15 protein-coding genes are annotated in these 16,014 nt (G+C 73.1%); 10 read left to right on the forward strand and 5 right to left on the reverse strand.

What is annotated here, in order from left to right; translation table 11 throughout:
- Nucleotides 1-1,083 (reverse strand): glucosyl-3-phosphoglycerate synthase, encoded by a 1,083-nt coding sequence (locus AB0C84_RS30090; RefSeq protein WP_361073093.1) that lies wholly within the window; start codon nt 1,081-1,083, stop codon nt 1-3.
- Between the two features lie 157 nt (nt 1,084-1,240).
- On the reverse strand, nt 1,241-2,677 hold the full coding sequence (locus AB0C84_RS30095) for an XRE family transcriptional regulator (protein WP_258945457.1): 1,437 nt from the start codon (nt 2,675-2,677) through the stop codon (nt 1,241-1,243).
- Nucleotides 2,678-2,824: 147 nt separating this feature from the next.
- Here AB0C84_RS30095 and aceA point away from each other — a divergent pair, with 147 nt between their 5' ends.
- From aceA to AB0C84_RS30120, 5 genes are all read left to right on the forward strand, one after another.
- Nucleotides 2,825-4,111: an isocitrate lyase gene (aceA, locus tag AB0C84_RS30100; protein ID WP_258945456.1), complete on the forward strand. Its 1,287-nt coding sequence runs from the start codon at nt 2,825-2,827 to the stop codon at nt 4,109-4,111.
- Between the two features lie 238 nt (nt 4,112-4,349).
- Entirely contained in the window at nt 4,350-5,867 is a 1,518-nt protein-coding gene (locus AB0C84_RS30105) for a M1 family metallopeptidase (protein WP_361073097.1), read from the forward strand.
- Between the two features lie 105 nt (nt 5,868-5,972).
- Nucleotides 5,973-6,761 (forward strand): ABC-2 family transporter protein, encoded by a 789-nt coding sequence (locus AB0C84_RS30110; RefSeq protein WP_258945454.1) that lies wholly within the window; start codon nt 5,973-5,975, stop codon nt 6,759-6,761.
- Nucleotides 6,754-7,572 carry an ABC-2 family transporter protein gene (locus tag AB0C84_RS30115; protein ID WP_361073101.1) on the forward strand — a complete coding sequence of 273 codons (819 nt, stop codon included), beginning with the start codon at nt 6,754-6,756 and terminating at the stop codon, nt 7,570-7,572. Before AB0C84_RS30110 ends, AB0C84_RS30115 begins: the two co-directional genes overlap by 8 nt.
- Nucleotides 7,572-8,564: an ATP-binding cassette domain-containing protein gene (locus AB0C84_RS30120; RefSeq protein ID WP_246396312.1), complete on the forward strand. Its 993-nt coding sequence runs from the start codon at nt 7,572-7,574 to the stop codon at nt 8,562-8,564. The genes AB0C84_RS30115 and AB0C84_RS30120 overlap by 1 nt, the downstream gene beginning before the upstream one ends.
- Here AB0C84_RS30120 and AB0C84_RS30125 read toward each other — a convergent pair.
- Both AB0C84_RS30125 and AB0C84_RS30130 read right to left on the reverse strand, forming a co-directional pair.
- Complete coding sequence (locus AB0C84_RS30125) at nt 8,513-9,178, reverse strand: response regulator (protein ID WP_179848658.1); 666 nt, start codon at nt 9,176-9,178, stop codon at nt 8,513-8,515. The two genes, AB0C84_RS30120 and AB0C84_RS30125, sit on opposite strands and share 52 nt — an antisense overlap.
- Nucleotides 9,175-10,803: a sensor histidine kinase gene (locus AB0C84_RS30130; protein WP_361073104.1), complete on the reverse strand. Its 1,629-nt coding sequence runs from the start codon at nt 10,801-10,803 to the stop codon at nt 9,175-9,177. The genes AB0C84_RS30125 and AB0C84_RS30130 overlap by 4 nt, the downstream gene beginning before the upstream one ends.
- A gap of 158 nt (nt 10,804-10,961) precedes the next feature.
- Between AB0C84_RS30130 and AB0C84_RS30135 the strand changes: the two genes are divergently transcribed.
- From AB0C84_RS30135 to AB0C84_RS30145, 3 genes are all read left to right on the forward strand, one after another.
- The gene (locus tag AB0C84_RS30135; RefSeq protein WP_361073107.1) at nt 10,962-11,807 is read left to right on the forward strand and encodes an ABC transporter ATP-binding protein; all 846 of its coding nucleotides are present in this window, start codon (nt 10,962-10,964) and stop codon (nt 11,805-11,807) included.
- A complete protein-coding gene (locus tag AB0C84_RS30140) occupies nt 11,797-12,783 on the forward strand; it encodes an ABC transporter permease (protein ID WP_361073110.1) in 987 nt (328 codons plus the stop codon). The genes AB0C84_RS30135 and AB0C84_RS30140 overlap by 11 nt, the downstream gene beginning before the upstream one ends.
- A 68-nt stretch (nt 12,784-12,851) precedes the next feature.
- The gene (locus AB0C84_RS30145) at nt 12,852-13,907 is read left to right on the forward strand and encodes an ABC transporter substrate-binding protein (protein WP_361073113.1); all 1,056 of its coding nucleotides are present in this window, start codon (nt 12,852-12,854) and stop codon (nt 13,905-13,907) included.
- A gap of 64 nt (nt 13,908-13,971) precedes the next feature.
- On the opposite strand, the gene AB0C84_RS30150 is transcribed toward AB0C84_RS30145, so the two are convergent.
- The gene (locus AB0C84_RS30150; RefSeq protein ID WP_258945448.1) at nt 13,972-14,442 is read right to left on the reverse strand and encodes a hypothetical protein; all 471 of its coding nucleotides are present in this window, start codon (nt 14,440-14,442) and stop codon (nt 13,972-13,974) included.
- 183 nt (nt 14,443-14,625) lie between these two features.
- On the opposite strand from AB0C84_RS30150, the gene AB0C84_RS30155 reads away from it, so the two are divergent.
- Nucleotides 14,626-15,294: a hypothetical protein gene (locus AB0C84_RS30155; protein WP_361073116.1), complete on the forward strand. Its 669-nt coding sequence runs from the start codon at nt 14,626-14,628 to the stop codon at nt 15,292-15,294.
- Between the two features lie 4 nt (nt 15,295-15,298).
- Nucleotides 15,299-15,991, forward strand: a complete 693-nt coding sequence (locus AB0C84_RS30160; protein WP_361073118.1) for a hypothetical protein — start codon at nt 15,299-15,301, stop codon at nt 15,989-15,991.
- Nucleotides 15,992-16,014: the final 23 nt, after the last annotated feature.

A 16,014-nucleotide genomic window follows, 5' to 3' on the forward strand; every position in this document is an offset into this window, starting at 1 on the left:
TTAATTGACCCTCTCTCCAATATCGCGTGTTACCAACGGTAGCACCTTCGGAGTTACCACGGGTAACACGCCGGCGGGGTTCGCGTGGAACGGAGGGCCGTTACCGCGGCCGGAAGACAGGGAGCGGGCCGCGGCGTATCCGGGGACCTCGATCATCGGCGGGCGCTCCCCCACGGCCACGTCGGCCGTGCGGGCGTCGTGCCCGTCCGCGCCGCGCCGGAACCGGGTGAGCGCGGTGGAGGGGGCCGCGAGGGGCATCATCCGGCCGTGCCGTTCCAGCCGCGACCAGGCGGTCAGCAGGATCTGGCCCGACATCGCCCCGAGCGCCTCGGTGGACTGGTGGGCGTGGAACCGGCGGCCGAGGTCGACCTGCGCGATCGCGTCGAGCCCGGAGTCCTGCCAGACGTCCAGCAGCAGGCCGAGCTCCACCCCGTAGCCGGTCACGAACGGCAGCCGCTCCAGCAGCGCCCGGCGCCCCGCGTACTCGCCGCCGAGCGGCTGCATGACCCCGGCCAGCAGCGGCCAGTGCAGGTTGATCAGGGGACGCGCGACCAGCTCGGTCACCCGGCCGCCGCCGCCCTCGACTCGCCGCTCCCCCTCGACCAGCGGCCGGTCATAGCAGCCCTTGACGTAGCCGACGGAGGGGTCGGTCAGCAGCGGCCCGAGCAACCCGGTCACGTAGGACGAGGTGAACTCGCGCAGGTCGGCGTCCACGAACACGACCAGGTCGCCGGACGTCGCCGCGAGGGACTTCCACAGGGCCTCGCCCTTGCCTGACATGCGGCCCTGCTCCGGCAGCACGGCGTCCTGCGCCACCACCTCCGCGCCGGCCGCGGCGGCCACGGCGGCGGTCCGGTCGGCGGAGCGGGAGTCGACCACGACGATCTCGTCCACCAGCGGGATCCGCTCGACCAGGTCGGCGCGCACGGCCGCGACGATCGCGCCGACCGTCGCCTCCTCGTCGCGCGCGGGCAGCACGACGCTGATCCTGGTCGCTCCCTTGGCGGCGAGCAGGAGACGCGGCGGCCAGTCCTCCGCCGCGCTCGTACGGCGGGCCAACCACGACGCGACCTCGGGCAGCACGCGCGCCCCCTCTCCGTGCGGGGCGGCCCGGACCGGGCGTCCTGCGGCCGACGTCCCCCTCGCCTCCCAGCAAACGCCAGATCCGCCCAGATCAGCGGCCGCCCGCGCCGCTCACGGCGGACCGACCCGAAGGTTTAACGCGGCCACAACACGTCCGTCATTCGGCGGCGTGCCGGTCCAGGAACTCGTAGACGTCGGCCTCGTCGACGCCGGGGAACGCTCCCGGCGGCAGGACCGACAGGACGTGCGAGTGGGCGCGCGCCGACGGCCAGGCCATCCCCTCCCACCGGTCCGACAGCGCCTTCGGGGGCCGCTGGCAGCAGTCGCCGTCCGGGCAGGCCGACCTGACCCGCCGGGTCGTCTCGCGGCCGCGGAACCAGCGGGAGTCCTCGAACCGGACGCCCAGCGTGATCGCGAAGTCGCGCTCGTGGCTGGGGTCGATGTGCGACAGGCACCAGTACGTCCCGTTCGGGGTGTCGGTGTACTGGTAGTAGACGGAGAAGCGGTCCGCGGCGCCGAACACGTGCCGCCCGGCCCACTCCCGGCACATCCGCTGGCCCTCGATCGCGCCGTCCTCGTCCTGCGGGAAGGCCAGGCCGTCGTTGGCGTACGCCTTGTAGATCGTGCCGTTCTCGTCGTTCTTGGTGAAGTGCAGTTGCAGATCGAGGTGGTGGGTCGCGACGTTGGTGAAGCGGTGCGCGGCCATCTCGTAGGAGACGGAGAAGACGTCCGCAAGGTCCTCGACCGACAGCTCCCGCGCGGCCTTGGCCTCCTGGAGGAACGGGACGACGCTGCGCTCGGGCATCAGGATCGCGGCGCCGAAGTAGTTGGCCTCGACGCGCTGGCGCAGGAAGTCGGCGAAGTCGCGCGGCTGGTCGTGGTCGAGGGCGATGTGCCCGAGGGTCTGCAGCAGGATCGTCCGCGGCGTGTGCATGCCGAGCTGCTCGCGCTCCAGGTAGATCCGCCGGTTGCGCAGGTCGGTGATCGACCGGACCGAGCGCGGCAGGTCCTGGACGTACTGGAGGCTGAAGCCGAAGTGCCCGACCAGCGTCATCAGCAGCCCCTGCGACACCGCGCCGCGCCGGTACCCCACCGAGTCGAGGGTCTGGGACGCGACGTGCTCGATGTCGGCGAAGTGGTTGCCGCGCTCGTGCATCTGGCGGCGCAGCTCGGCGTTGGCCTTGCGGGCCTCCTCGGGGCTCGCGGTGGGCTTGGTGCGGCTGCGCTTGAGCTCCCCGTACAGCGCGAGGATGTGCTCGATGATCTCGTTCGGCATCCGCTTGCCGACCTTCAGGTGCGACAGGCCGAGCGTCCGGTACAGCGGGTCGCGCTGCGCCTCCTCCAGCTGGATCTCCAGCTGGGCGCGCCGGCTGGGGGGCTGGCGGCGCAGGAGCTCCTCCACCGGGCACTCCAGCGCGGCGGCGAGGGCCTGCAGCAGGGACAGCTTGGGCTCACGCCGCCCGTTCTCCAGCAGGGAGAGCTGGGACGGGGCGCGGCCCACGCGCTCGCCGAGCTCCGACAGCGTCAGGCCGCGGGCGCGGCGCAGATGGCGCAGCCGCTGGCCGAACGTCACAAGATCGACGTCACTCGTCAAGTTGAGGGGTTCTTCTGTCCGCAAGGTCGTCACGGCTTCATCGTAGCGGAAATTTCGCACTTCTTCTGTTACTCGTCAGTTCATAACGGGCTTGCGCCGGGGGCATAGTCGGGAACAAGCACCCAGGGGACGACACGGAAGGGCAAGATGATGAGCGACAGTCGCCTCAAGGGCGCAGCCGAGGAGCTGCAGCGGCAGTGGGAGTCCGACCCTCGTTGGAAGGGCATCGAGCGGACCTACACGGCCGAGGACGTCGTCCGGATCCGCGGATCGGTCCAGGAGGAGCACACGCTCGCGCGTCTCGGCGCGGAGCGGCTCTGGACCCTCCTGCACGAGGAGGACTACGTCCACTCGCTCGGCGCGCTGACCGGTCTGCAGGCCGTCCAGCAGGTCAAGGCGGGCCTGAAGGCCATCTACCTGTCCGGCTGGCAGGTCGCGGCGGACGCCAACCTGGCGGGCCAGACCTACCCGGACCAGAGCATCTACCCGGCGAACTCGGTCCCGGCCGTCGTGCGCCGGATCAACAACGCGCTGCTGCGCGCCGACCAGGTGCAGTGGGCCGAGGGTGAGGGCGACACGCACTTCCTCGCCCCGATCGTGGCCGACGCCGAGGCCGGCTTCGGCGGCGTGCTCAACGCCTTCGAGCTGATGAAGGGCATGATCGCCGCGGGCGCCGCGGGCGTGCACTGGGAGGACCAGCTGGCCTCCGAGAAGAAGTGCGGCCACCTCGGCGGCAAGGTCCTCATCCCGACCTCGCAGCACATCAAGACCCTGAACACGGCTCGCCTCGCCGCGGACATCTCGGGCGTCCCGTCTCTGATCATCGCGCGGACCGACGCCGAGGCCGCGACCCTGATCACGACGGACGTGGACGAGCGCGACCGCGAGTTCACCACCGGCGAGCGCACCGCCGAGGGCTTCTACCACGTCCGCAACGGCATCGAGCCCTGCATCGCCCGCGCCAAGGCCTACGCACCGTACTCCGACCTCATCTGGATGGAGACCGGCACCCCGGACCTGGAGCAGGCGCGCAGGTTCGCCGAGGCCGTGAAGGCCGAGTACCCGGACCAGATGCTGGCCTACAACTGCTCGCCGTCCTTCAACTGGAAGGCGCACCTGGACGACGCGACCATCGCCAAGTTCCAGCGCGAGCTCGGCCACATGGGCTTCAAGTTCCAGTTCATCACCCTGGCCGGGTTCCACGCGCTCAACTACGGCATGTTCGACCTGGCGCACGGCTACGCCCGCGAGGGCATGACGGCGTACGTCGACCTGCAGGAGCGCGAGTTCGCGGCGGCCGAGAAGGGCTTCACCGCGGTCAAGCACCAGCGCGAGGCCGGCACCGGCTACTTCGACATGGTCAGCACCGCCATCAGCCCCGACTCCTCCACCACCGCCCTGAAGGGCTCGACGGAAGAGGGCCAGTTCCACTGACCCGCGCCGGCCGGCGCCGCCGGCCCCGCTCTCCGGCCTGATCCCCAGGACCCCTAAGGCCCCCGCGTCCCTACACCCGCGGGGGCCTTACGGCGTCCCGGAACACCCCCGCCGCCCCTCTGGCCACCCTTGTCCGGCCCTCACGTTCCGGCCACATTCGGCAATGGATCTCGACAAACGCCGCCGTCGGGGCGCATCGTGAGCCCCGCTATTCGATCTCTCTGAGAGAGGACCCCTGATGGCGCGTCACCCCCGGTTCATCCGGTCCCGGGCGATCCCCGGCCGGATGCTTCCGCTCGCCGTCGCCGCGGTGAGCGTCGTCGCGCTCGCGCCCGCCGCCTCCGCGGACGGGCAGGGCCAGCACGGGCGCTTCACCCCCGGCGCCCCCGGTGTCGGCGACCCCTACTTCCCGCTGGAGGGCAACGGCGGCTACGACGTCCGCCACTACTCTCTGGACCTGAGCTACGACCCCGACCACGACCAGCTCGACGGCACCGTGACCGTCACCGCGCGCGCCACCCAGGACCTGTCGCGGTTCGACCTCGACCTGTCCGGCATGGACGTCGACAAGGTCTGGGTCGACCGGCGCCAGGCCCGCTACGAGCGGCACGGCCAGGAGCTGGTCATCACGCCGCGGCAGGGGCTGCGCAAGGGACGGACCTTCACCGCGGTCATCAGGTACGGCGGCGTTCCGCAGACCATCGTGGGCTCCCCGATCGTCTTCGGCTCCCCCTACGGCTTCCTGCACACCCCCGACGGCGCGTTCGTCGGCGGCGAGCCGAACGGCGCCAGCACCTGGTTCCCCGTGAACGACCACCCGAGCGACAAGGCCACCTACGACTACACGATCACGGTGCCGAAGGGCCTGACGGCCGTCGCCAACGGCCGCCCGGCGGGGCACCGCTCCGCCGTCGCCGGCTTCAGCCGCCGCGCGTCCAAGACCCGCGCGGAGGTCTTCAAATGGCGCGAGGACAGCCCGATGGCGAGCTACCTCACCACGATCGACATCGGCAGGTGGGACGTGAGGCAGGGCCGGACGCCGCGCGGCGTCCCCAACTACACGGCCGTCGACCCCGAGCTGCTCGCCGCCCAGCCGGACGCGGTGAGCTTCTTCTACGACACCACCAGCGAGGTCACCGACCTCTGGTCGAAGACGTTCGGGGAGTACGCGTTCGGCAGCACCGGCGCGATCGCCGACGACGCCCGCTTCAACGGCCAGCCGCTCGGGTTCTCCCTGGAGACCCAGAGCAAGCCCGTGTACTCGGCCGTGCGCAGCACCGGCACGATCGCCCACGAGCTGGCGCACCAGTGGTACGGCGACGCGGTCTCGCCCGCGCAGTGGAAGGACGTGTGGCTGAACGAGAGCTTCGCCACCTGGTCCGCGTGGTACTACACCGAGGTGCACGGCGGCCGCTCCGTGCACGACGCGGCCCGCGCCACCTACGCCGCCCGCCCGTTCCCCGACGCGGCGGGGCGCCCGTACTGGTCGGTGCTGACCGCCGACCCGCAGCGCGACACCATGTTCAACGATCGCGTGTACAGCGGCGGCGGCATGATGCTGCAGTTCCTCCGCGAGAAGATCGGTGACGAGAAGTTCTTCACCCTGCTCCGGACGTGGTACGCGCAGCACAAGTACGGCAACGCCCGGACCGGGCAGTTCACGGCGCTGGCCCAGCGGATCGCCGGGCAGGACCTGAGCGGGTTCTTCAAGGACTGGCTCTACTCCCCCGTCAAGCCCGACATCCCGCAGGACTGAGCTCGTCCCGCACGTGGACCGGGCCCCCGGCGCGATCCGCCGGGGGCCCGTCTGTGTGCGAAAGTACGTGGTCGGGGCCGGGCCGCCGGTCTAGGATCCCGGCAGGTGGGCGTTCTTCCGTGGGTGTGGTGGTACGGGTTCCGCCGCCACACCGCCTATCCGCTCGGATCCCTGACCGAGTCGCTCACCAACACGATGTTCGGCTTCCTGCGCGCCTACGTGCTGCTGGCGCTGTGGGAGGTCCGGCCGTCGCTCGGCGGGTACGCGGCCGCCGACGCCGTGACCTTCTGCTTCGTCACCCAGGCCCTGATAGGGCCGGTGCAGATCTTCGGCGGGATGGAGCTGACCGAGCGCATCCGCAACGGGGACGTCGCGATCGACCTGCACCGGCCCGCCGGGCTGATGGGCTGGTGGCTGGCGCACGACCTCGGCCGCGCGGCGAGTTCGCTGGTGCTGCGCGCGGGGCCGCCGCTGCTGGCCGGCGCCCTGGCGTTCCCCTTCCGGTGGCCGGCTCCGGCGCACCTGGCCGCGTTCGCGGTGGCGCTGGTCCTCGCGGCGGTGGTGAGCTTCGGGCTGCGCTACCTGGTGGCGATGGGGATGTTCTGGCTGCACGACGACCGCGGCCTGAGCGCCGTCACGCTCGTGATGTCGCTGTTCTTCTCCGGGATGATCCTGCCGCTCGTCGTGTTCCCCGGGCGGCTCGGCCAGGCCGCCGAACTCCTGCCGTGGGCGGCGCAGATCCAGGTGCCGGCGGACGTGTTCCTCGGCCGCCACGACGGCGCCGGCCTGGCCGGCGCGCTGGCCTTCCAGGCGGGATGGGCGGCCGTCCTGCTCGGGGCGGGCGCGCTGGTCACGCGGGCGGCCCGGCGGAGGCTGGTGGTCCACGGTGGCTGAGCCCGCCGCGCCCGGCGCGCTGCGCGTGTACGGGCTGCTCGCCTGGACGTGGATCCGCGCCGCGGCGCAGTACCCGGTGTCGATGGTGCTGCTCGGCCTGGCCACCGCGGTCGTCTCCGTCCTGGACGCGGCCGCGATCATGGTGCTGTTCTCGCGGGCGCCGCGCATCGCCGGGTTCGGCGTGTCCGAGGTCCTGTTCCTGTACGGTACGTCGGCGCTGTCCTTCGCGCTCTCCGACATCGTCCTCGGCTCGACCGAGCGGCTCGGGGCGCACGTGCGGGAGGGGTCGCTGGACGCGATGCTGGTGCGCCCGGTGAGCCCGCTGGTCCAGATCGCGACGGAGGGCTTCACGCCGCGCCGGCTCGGCAAGCTCGTCCCGGCCGTGCTGGTGCTCGGGTACGCGCTCGGCGGGCTGGAGGTCCGCTGGACCCCGGGCCGGCTGGCGATGATCCCCGTCATGGTGCTGTCCGGGGCGGCGATCTTCGGGGGGCTGTGGGTGCTGACGGCCGCGATGCAGTTCGTGCTCGTCGACAGCCACGGGGCGAGCAAGTCGCTCACCTACGGCGGCGCGTTCCTCACCCAGTACCCGCTGACCGTTTTCGCCCGCGACCTGGTCCGCGGGGTGACGTTCGTCGTGCCGCTGGCGTTCGTCAACTGGCAGCCCGCGCTGTACGTCCTGGACCGTCCCGACCCGCTCGGGCTGCCGGGCGCGGCGCGGTTCGCCTCCCCGGCGGTCGCCGCGGCGCTGTGCGCGGCGGCGGCGACCGCGTGGCGGGCCGGCCTGCGGCACTACCGATCGACAGGGAGCTGATGCCGGTGCCGATGATCGAGGCCGAGGACGTGGTCAAGACCTTCACCGTGCGAACGCGCTCGGGCGTCCTTCGGCGGGCGCGCCGGCCGGTGCGCGCGGTGGACGGAGTGTCGTTCACGGTGGAGCGGGGCGAGTTCGTCGGCTACCTCGGCCCCAACGGGGCGGGGAAGTCCACGACGATCAAGATGCTGACCGGGATCCTCACCGCGTCGTCCGGCACCCTGCGGGTGTGCGGGCTGGACCCGTCGCGGCGCCGCACGACGCTCGCGCGCCGCATCGGGGTGGTGTTCGGGCAGCGGACGACGCTGTGGTGGGACCTGCCGCTGCGCGCCAGCCTGGCGCTCGTGCGGCGGCTCTACCGGGTCGAGGCCGCCGCGCACCGGGCCCGGCTCGCGGAGCTGACCGCGCTGCTGGAGCTGGAGCCGTTCCTGGACACCCCGGTCCGGCAGCTCAGCCTCGGCCAGCGGATGCGGGGCGACCTCGCGGCGGCGCTGCTGCACGACCCGGAACTGCTCGTCCTGGACGAGCCGACGATCGGCCTGGACGTGGTGAGCAAGGCGACCGTCCGCGACTTCCTGGAACGCGTCAACGCCGAGCGCGGCACCACGATCCTGCTGACCACGCACGACCTCGGCGACATCGAGCGGCTCTGCCGCCGTGTCATGATCGTCGACCACGGCCGGCTCGCCTACGACGGCGGGCTGGAGGAGCTGCGCCGCACCGTGGACGCCGACCGGCTGCTGGTCGTGGAGCTCGCCCGGCCGGCGCCGCCGATCATGCTGGACGGGATCGAGGCCGAGCGGGTGGAGGGGCCGCGGCAGTGGCTCCGGCTGCCGAACGCGGCGAACGCGGCGGCGGTGGTCGCGGCGCTCGCCCGCGACCACGACATCCGCGACATCTCGCTGCGCGAGGCGGGCATCGAGGACGTCCTCGCCGGCCTCTACCGGGGCGACCACGCGTACTGGTGCTCGGGCCGTCCGGTGGCGCCGTAGCGCAGCGTCACCACGACCCGCCCGGCCTCGGCGAGCGCCGCGAGGTAGCGCTGGGCGGTGGCGCGGGAGATGCCGACCTCGTCGGCGATCTCGGCCGCGGACCGCGGCGCGTCCGCCCGCCGCAGCGCGTCGCTGACCAGCCGCGTCGTCACGGGCGACTGGCCCTTGGGGGCGGGCGTGCGGGCGTGCAGCGGCGCGTACAGCGCGCGGACGGCGCCGTCGAGGGCCGCCTGGGAGAGCTCGCTCCCGCCGGACAGCGCCTCCCGGTAGCGGGCGTAGGCGGTGAGGCGCTCGTTCAGCGCGGCGGCGGTGAACGGCTTGATGAGGTAGTGCAGGGCGCCGTGCCGGAGCGCCTCCCGCACGGCGCGGGGGTCGGCCGCCGCCGTCGCCATGATGACGTCGGCGTCCAGCTCGGGCAGCAGGGACAGGCCCGAGGCGTCCGGCAGGTAGACGTCCAGCAGGACCAGGGCGGGCCGCAGCTCGGCGGCCATGGACCTGGCCTGCGCGGCGGAGTGCGCGAGCCCGGTCACCGCGAACCCCCGCAGCGCCGCCACGAACCCGGCGTGGACCTGCGCCACGCGGAAGTCGTCGTCCACCACGAGCACGTCGATCATCGCACCGCCTCCGCGCCCAGCACCCCGGGGAGCCGGGCGACCGCCACGGCCCCGCACCCCTCCGGCCCGCCCGTTCCCGCGTCCACGAACGTCACGTCGCCGCCGCGGGCGCGGGCGGTGCGGCGCGCCAGGCCGAGCCCGAGCCCGCGCGAGCGGCCCGCCGCGGTGTCGCGGGTGGAGACGCCGTCGTCGAAGACGGCGTCGCGCAGGCCGTCCGGCAGGCCGTCGCCGGAGTCGGTGACGGTGGCGTGCAGGTCGCGGCCGTCGCCGAGCAGCTCGACCTCGACGCGGGCGGGCCGCCGCCGCCCGAGCCGCGCCGCCTCGACGGCGTTGTCGACGAGGTTGCCGACGACGGTCGTCACGTCCAGGGCGTCGGCGACGCGGCCCGGCACGTAGCTGCCGGCGCCGATGTCGAGCCGGACGCCCTTCTCCGCGGCGACGGCGGACTTGGCGGACAGGAACGCGCGCAGGTACGGGTCCGACAGGGGGTCGGGGAGGTTGTCGGGCGCCGGGGCGCGGCGCGCGGCGTCCTCCATCAGGGTGCCGACGTAGTCGGCGGCCTCCTCGCTGTGGCCGAGCTGGAGCAGCCCCGAGAGGGTGTGGAGCCGGTTGGCGTACTCGTGGCGCTGCGCGCGGAGGGCGTCGAAGAGGGTGCTGACCGAGTCCAGCTCGCGGGCGAGGGTCTCCAGGTCGGTGCGGTCGCGCAGCGTGATGACGGCGCCGAGGTCGCGGCGGTGCCTGCGGACCTCCCGCCGGTTGACGACGAGGACGCGCTCCCCCGCCGTGACGAACAGGTTCGCGGCGTCGCGCCGGCCCGTGAGGACGTCGCGCAGCGCCCCCCGCTCGGCGAGGTCCCCGGCGGGGGCGCCGCGCTCCGGCGCGACGCCGAGCAGCCGGGACGCCTCGTCGTTGCAGACCGCGATCCGGCCCGCGGTGTCGACGGCCACGACTCCCTCGCCGACGCCGTGCAGCACCGCCTCCCGCTCGTGGACGAGCTCGACCAGCTCGTACGGTTCGAGGCCGAGCGTCTGCCGCTTCAGCCTGCGGCCGATCGCGGCGGACGCGACGACGCCGAGCAGGACGGCGCCCGCGACGAACAGCGACATCTCGCGCAGCACGTGCCCGAGCTCCCGGTCGATGGCGCGGGCGTCGAACCCGACGCTGACCTCGCCGAGGATCCGCCCGCCCGGGCCGTACAGCGGCACCTTGCCGCGCGCGGACAGGCCGAGCGTGCCGCGCTCGACGCGGACGACCTCCCGCCCGGCGAGCGCGTCGGAGGGGTCGGTGCTGACGTGCCGGCCGAGCTCCAGCGGGTTCGGGTGGGACAGGCGCAGCCCGCGGTTGTCGGTCACCACGACGAACAGCGCCCCGGTCCGGACCCGGACCCGCTCGGCGCGGTCCTGGACGAGCCCGGCGGGGTCGCCGGCGGCGACCGCCGCCGCGATCTGCGGGTCGACGGCGACGCTGCGCGCCACCGTGAGGGCCCGCTGGCCGTACTGGTCGCGGAGCCGCCCGTCCAGCATCCAGGCGACCAGCCCGTACCCGAGGACCGCCACCACGACGACCACGCCCACCTGCAGGATCAGCACCTGGCGGGCGAAGGAGATGCGGGGCCGGACGGGCATGAGGTGCACCGTAGACCAATCCGGCCCGGCCGCCCAGACCCCGCGTGAGCAGAACGCGCAGAACCTCGGCTATCGCGCTCAACGTGGGGATTCGCGGCTTGCGAGCACATCGCGGGCAAGGGTTCCGGTGACGCGCGCCACATTCGTACGGTGCCGCCGTGTCCACATCAGCATCACCCAAGCCAGACAGCGCCGGGCGGCCCGCCGGGCCCGTGATCGAGCTGGACGGCGCCACCAAGCGCTTCCGGTCGGCGGGCGGCGTCCACACGGCGGTCAGGGACCTGCACATGGCCGTGGGGCCGGGCGAGTTCGTCGCCGTGGTCGGCCCGACCGGCTGCGGCAAGTCGACCACCCTGTCCCTGGTCTCCGGACTGGAGCCCGCGTCCGCGGGCCGCGTCCTCGTCCACGGCCGGCCCGTCGAGGGAATCCCCGACGGCGTCGGCTACATGTTCCAGAACGACGCCGTCCTGCCGTGGCGGTCCGTCCTGGACAACGTCGCGGCGGGGCCCCGCTACCGGGGCGCCGGCAAGCGCGAGGCCCGCGACCGCGCCCGGGACTGGGTCGCGCGGGTCGGCCTCGCCGGATTCGAGGGCTACTACCCCCACCAACTGTCGGGCGGGATGCGCAAGCGCGTGGCGCTCGCGCAGACCCTCGTCAACGAGCCGTCCGTGCTGCTCATGGACGAGCCGTTCTCCGCCCTGGACGTCCAGACCCGCGGCCTCATGCAGGACGAGCTGCTGCGCCTGTGGTCGGGGTCCGGCGCCGCCGTCGTGTTCGTCACGCACGACCTGGAGGAGGCGCTCGTGCTGTCCGACCGGGTCGTGGTCATGACAGCGGGGCCCGCGACGATCAAGGGCGTGTTCGAGGTGCCGCTGGAGCGGCCGCGCGACGCCGAGGAGGTCCGGCTGACGGGCGCGTTCCTCGACATCTACCGCGAGGTGTGGGACTCGCTGCGCGAAGAGGTCCAGATCACCCGCGAGAGAGGGGCCGGACATGCGGCGTGAGACGAGGACGCGCGAGGCGGAGACCACCGCGGAGACCACCGCGGGGACCACCGCGGGGACCACCGCGGGGACCACCGCGGGGACCACCGCGGAGACCACCGGCCCGTCCGAGCCCGCTCCGGCGACCGCAGTGCCGGACGACCACGGCGACCGGGCCGCGATCGCGCGGCTGCGCACCGCCGGGCTGCGCCGCACCCTCGGCATCACCGGCGTCCGGGTCGCGCTCGTGGCGGTCTGGCTCGGATCGTGGGAGCTGGCCGCGCGCCACTGGATCGACCCGTTCTACTACTCGATGCCGTCGAAGATCTGGGAACGGCTCGTCGACTGGTTCACCGAGGGCACCTCGCAGGGGTCGATCTGGGAGCAGATCTCGGTCACGCTCCAGGAGGCGGTCGCGGGCTTCGCGCTCGGCGCGGCCGGCGGGGTCGTGCTCGGCATCGTGCTCGGCCGCAGCCGGTTCCTGTCGGACGTGTGCGCGCCGTTCATCAAGGCCGTCAACGCGATCCCGCGCATCATCCTGGCCTCGCTGTTCATCATCTGGTTCGGGCTCGGCATGCAGTCCAAGATCGCGACGGCGTTCGTGCTGGTGTTCTTCGCGGTCTTCTTCAACGCCTTCCAGGGCGCCCGCGAGGTCGACCGGAACCTGGTCAACAACGCGCGGATCCTCGGCGCGGGCCGGACGCAGGTGCTGTGGACGATCGTGGTCCCGAGCGCCACCTCGTGGATCCTCGCCTCGCTGCACTCGGCGTTCGGATTCGCCATCATCGGCGCGATCGTCGGCGAGTACACCGGCGCCGACAAGGGCCTCGGCCTGCTCATCAACCACTCCCAGGGCACCTTCGACGCCGCCGGGATCTACGCCGGGATGATCATCATCACCGTGCTGGCCCTGCTCGCCGAGTACCTGCTCACGCTGCTGGAGGGCCGGCTGCTGCGCTGGCGGCCCGCCGCGTCCGGCCACGACGTCCAGCTCTGACCCCGCCCCGCCCGGCCCCCGCTCCCGGGCCTCCCCACCCCCTCACCAGCACGACCAGGAGAACCGTCATGCCCAGCACCTCCCTCCGGGCGGGCGCCGCCGCGCTCGCCGCCCTCACCGCCCTGTCGTCCCTGTCCGCCTGCCGCGACTCCCGTTCCGGGTCCGGGGCCGACGGCGGGTCCGGCGGCACCGTCAAGATCATGGTGGGCGGGATCGACAAGGTCATCTACCTGCCCGCCAAGCTGACCGAGCAGCTCGGGTACTTCAAGGAGCAGGGCCTGGACGTCCAGCTGCTCACCGAGCCCGCCGGCGCGCAGGCCGAGAACGTGCTCATCGCCGGCGACGTCCAGGGCGTCGTCGGCTTCTACGACCACGCCATCCACCTGCAGACCAAGGGCAAGTGCGTGCAGAGCGTCGTGCAGATGGCGGACGTCCCCGGCGAGGCGGAGATGGTCGCGGCGTCCAAGGCGGGCTCCCTGACCTCCCCGGCCGGGTTCAAGGGCAAGAAGCTCGGCGTGACCAGCCCGGGATCGTCCACCGACTTCATCACCCGCGCGCTGGCCGTGCGCAACGGCGTCAAGACCTCCGACTACACGACGGTGAAGGCGGGCGCGGGCCAGACGTTCATCTCCACGATGGAGAACGGCGGCATCGACGCCGGCATGACGACCGATCCGACCATCGCCAAGCTCGTCAGCACCGGCAAGGGCAAGGTCATGGTCGAGATGCGCACCGAGGACGGCACCCGCCAGGCGCTCGGCGGGCTCTACCCGTCCAGCTCGCTCTACATGGACTGCGCGTACGTGAAGTCGCACGGCGAGACCGTGCAGAAGCTCGCCAACGCCTTCGTCAAGACGCTCGGCTGGATCAAGCAACACAAGCCGGCGGAGATCGCGGCGAAGATGCCGAAGGACTACGCGGGCGGCGACCCGGCGCTGTACGAGAAGGCCGTCGGCGACTCGATCAGCATGTTCAACGGGGACGGCGTGATGAAGCCGGACGCCGCGGAGAACGTCCTGAAGGTGCTCGCGCAGTTCTCCCCCGAGGTGGCGGAGAAGAAGGGCGAGATCGACCTGGCCGAGACCTACACGACGCACTTCGTCATCAACGCGAAGCAGGGCTGACCGCTTCTGCCGGACCTGACCGGACGCCGTGACGCGGGCCGGGCCTCGAGCGGGGCCCGGCCCGTCAGCGTCCCACGGCGGAGTAGAAGTCCGCGTCGGCGCGGTCCTCCCTGCGACCCGACCCCCAGCGCCGCGGCGCCCAGGCGGGCATCAGCAGCGCGAACCCCATCATCGCGTACACGCCCGACCCGAGCAGCATGCGCAGGCCGAAGTCCATGTCGCCGGCCGGCGGCACCCTGCCGGGCAGGTCGAGGGCGCGGCCGGGGTCGGCCAGGAAGAAGGCGGACGCGCCGAGCAGCGCCAGCGCCGGGACCAGCGAGACCAGCGGCGACGCCCACCGCGCGACGATGATCACGCCCGTCACCAGGCCCACGGCGGCGAGCAGGGCGAACGCGCCGTAGATGCGCGTGCGGTCGGTAATCGCCTGCCCGGTGCCGTCGAATGATTGTCCGGCCTGGACGTACCCCCAGGCCGCGCCGTACACCAGCGCGGGGGTCAGCAGGACGCCGAGGACGAAGCCGAACGCGTGGCGCACCGCGCATCACATCCATTCGAGCGCGCCCGCCGCGGGGGGCGCGGGGTTCCGGTAGCGCCCCCATCAGAACACGGGCGCCGGAGACACCGCAGGAAATCCGTACCGTTTTATGGCGAATCGTTTTGAACGCCGTGGGGTGGGCATCGCGGTCTCATTCGATCCGACAGCACGTTGGAGGAAACAATGTCGACCGCGATATGGGTCGTCGTCGCCCTGGTGGTCGTCGCCGTTCTCGCCGCGGCCGGGTACCTCGCCCTGACCCGGTCCCGCACGGCGCGGCTCAGGCGGCGGTTCGGCCCCGAGTACGACCGGGTCCTGGAGCGCCAGGGCGGCCGCGCGGCCGCCGAGCGGGAGCTGCGCTCCCGCGAGCAGCGCCACGAGGAGCTGGAACTGCGCGAGCTCGACCCCCGGCGCCGCGAGGAGTACCGCGAGCAGTGGGTCCGCGTCCAGGAACGCTTCGTCGACGCCCCCGAGGCGGCGGTCGAGCAGGCCGACCAGCTCGTCACGGTCGTGATGGGCGAGCGCGGCTACCCGGCGCGCGGCTTCGAGGAGAAGGTCGCCCACCTGTCGGTCGAGCACGGCCGCACGATGGACCACTACCGGCGGGCCCACGCCATCAGCGGGAAGGCCACGACCCAGGAGGCGTCCACCGAGGACCTGCGCCAGGCCATGGTGCACTACCGCGCCCTGTTCGAGGAGTTGCTCGCCCCCCACGGCGAGGCTCACCACGGCAAGGGCGAAGAGCACACCGCGGAGCCCACCGCGGACGGCGAACACGCCGGCAGGCACGCCGCCGCGCCCACCGGCCCGGCCGCCGGGCACCGCGGCGACGAACGAACCATGAGGAGCTGACCCGATGGAGCACAGGCGAACTGAGACCGGAACGCCCGCGGCCACCGGTCCGCTCACCGGCGAGCGCGCCCGCGCCGCGGGAACGGGCGGGCCCGGGACGACGGACGACCGGCACGTGGCCGGACCCACCCCTCCCGCCCCCGGGACGCAGGCACCGGAGACCGTGCCCGACACCGTCCCCGACCCGATGCCGGCCCACCGCGGCACGGACCGGCCGGGCACCCCCGTCCGGGACGCGGGCGCGATCAAGACCCCGAGCCAGGAGGCCAACCAGGTCAAGGCGACCACCCGGGACACCGACCCGATCGGGACCCCCGTCCAGAGCACGGAGCCGAAGCACGCCGCTCCGGAGAAGCCGGGCCCGGCACCGGGCACGGCGCCGGGCGCCGCTCCGGGCACGGCTCGGGGCGCCGCGACCGGCGGCGTCCAGGAGAAGCTGATCGCCTCCGCCGAGGCCGAGCGGTTCCGGGAGCGGTGGCACGGCGTCCAGGCCGCCTTCGTAGACGACCCCGGCGAGTCGGTGCGGCAGGCGGACGGCCTGGCCTCCGAGGCCGTCGACGCCCTCGGGCGCGCGCTCGCCGCGCACCGGCGCTCGCTCACCGAGGCGCTGGACGGCGGCGGGCCCGCCGACACCGAGCGCCTCCGCCTGGCGCTGCGCGGCTACCGCGACCTCCTGGACCGCATCTTCGCCGCCTGACCTGCCGAAACGGGCGCCCCCGC

Source organism: Actinomadura sp. NPDC048955 (genome assembly GCF_040649435.1).
GTDB lineage: Bacteria > Actinomycetota > Actinomycetes > Streptosporangiales > Streptosporangiaceae > Spirillospora > Spirillospora luteofluorescens.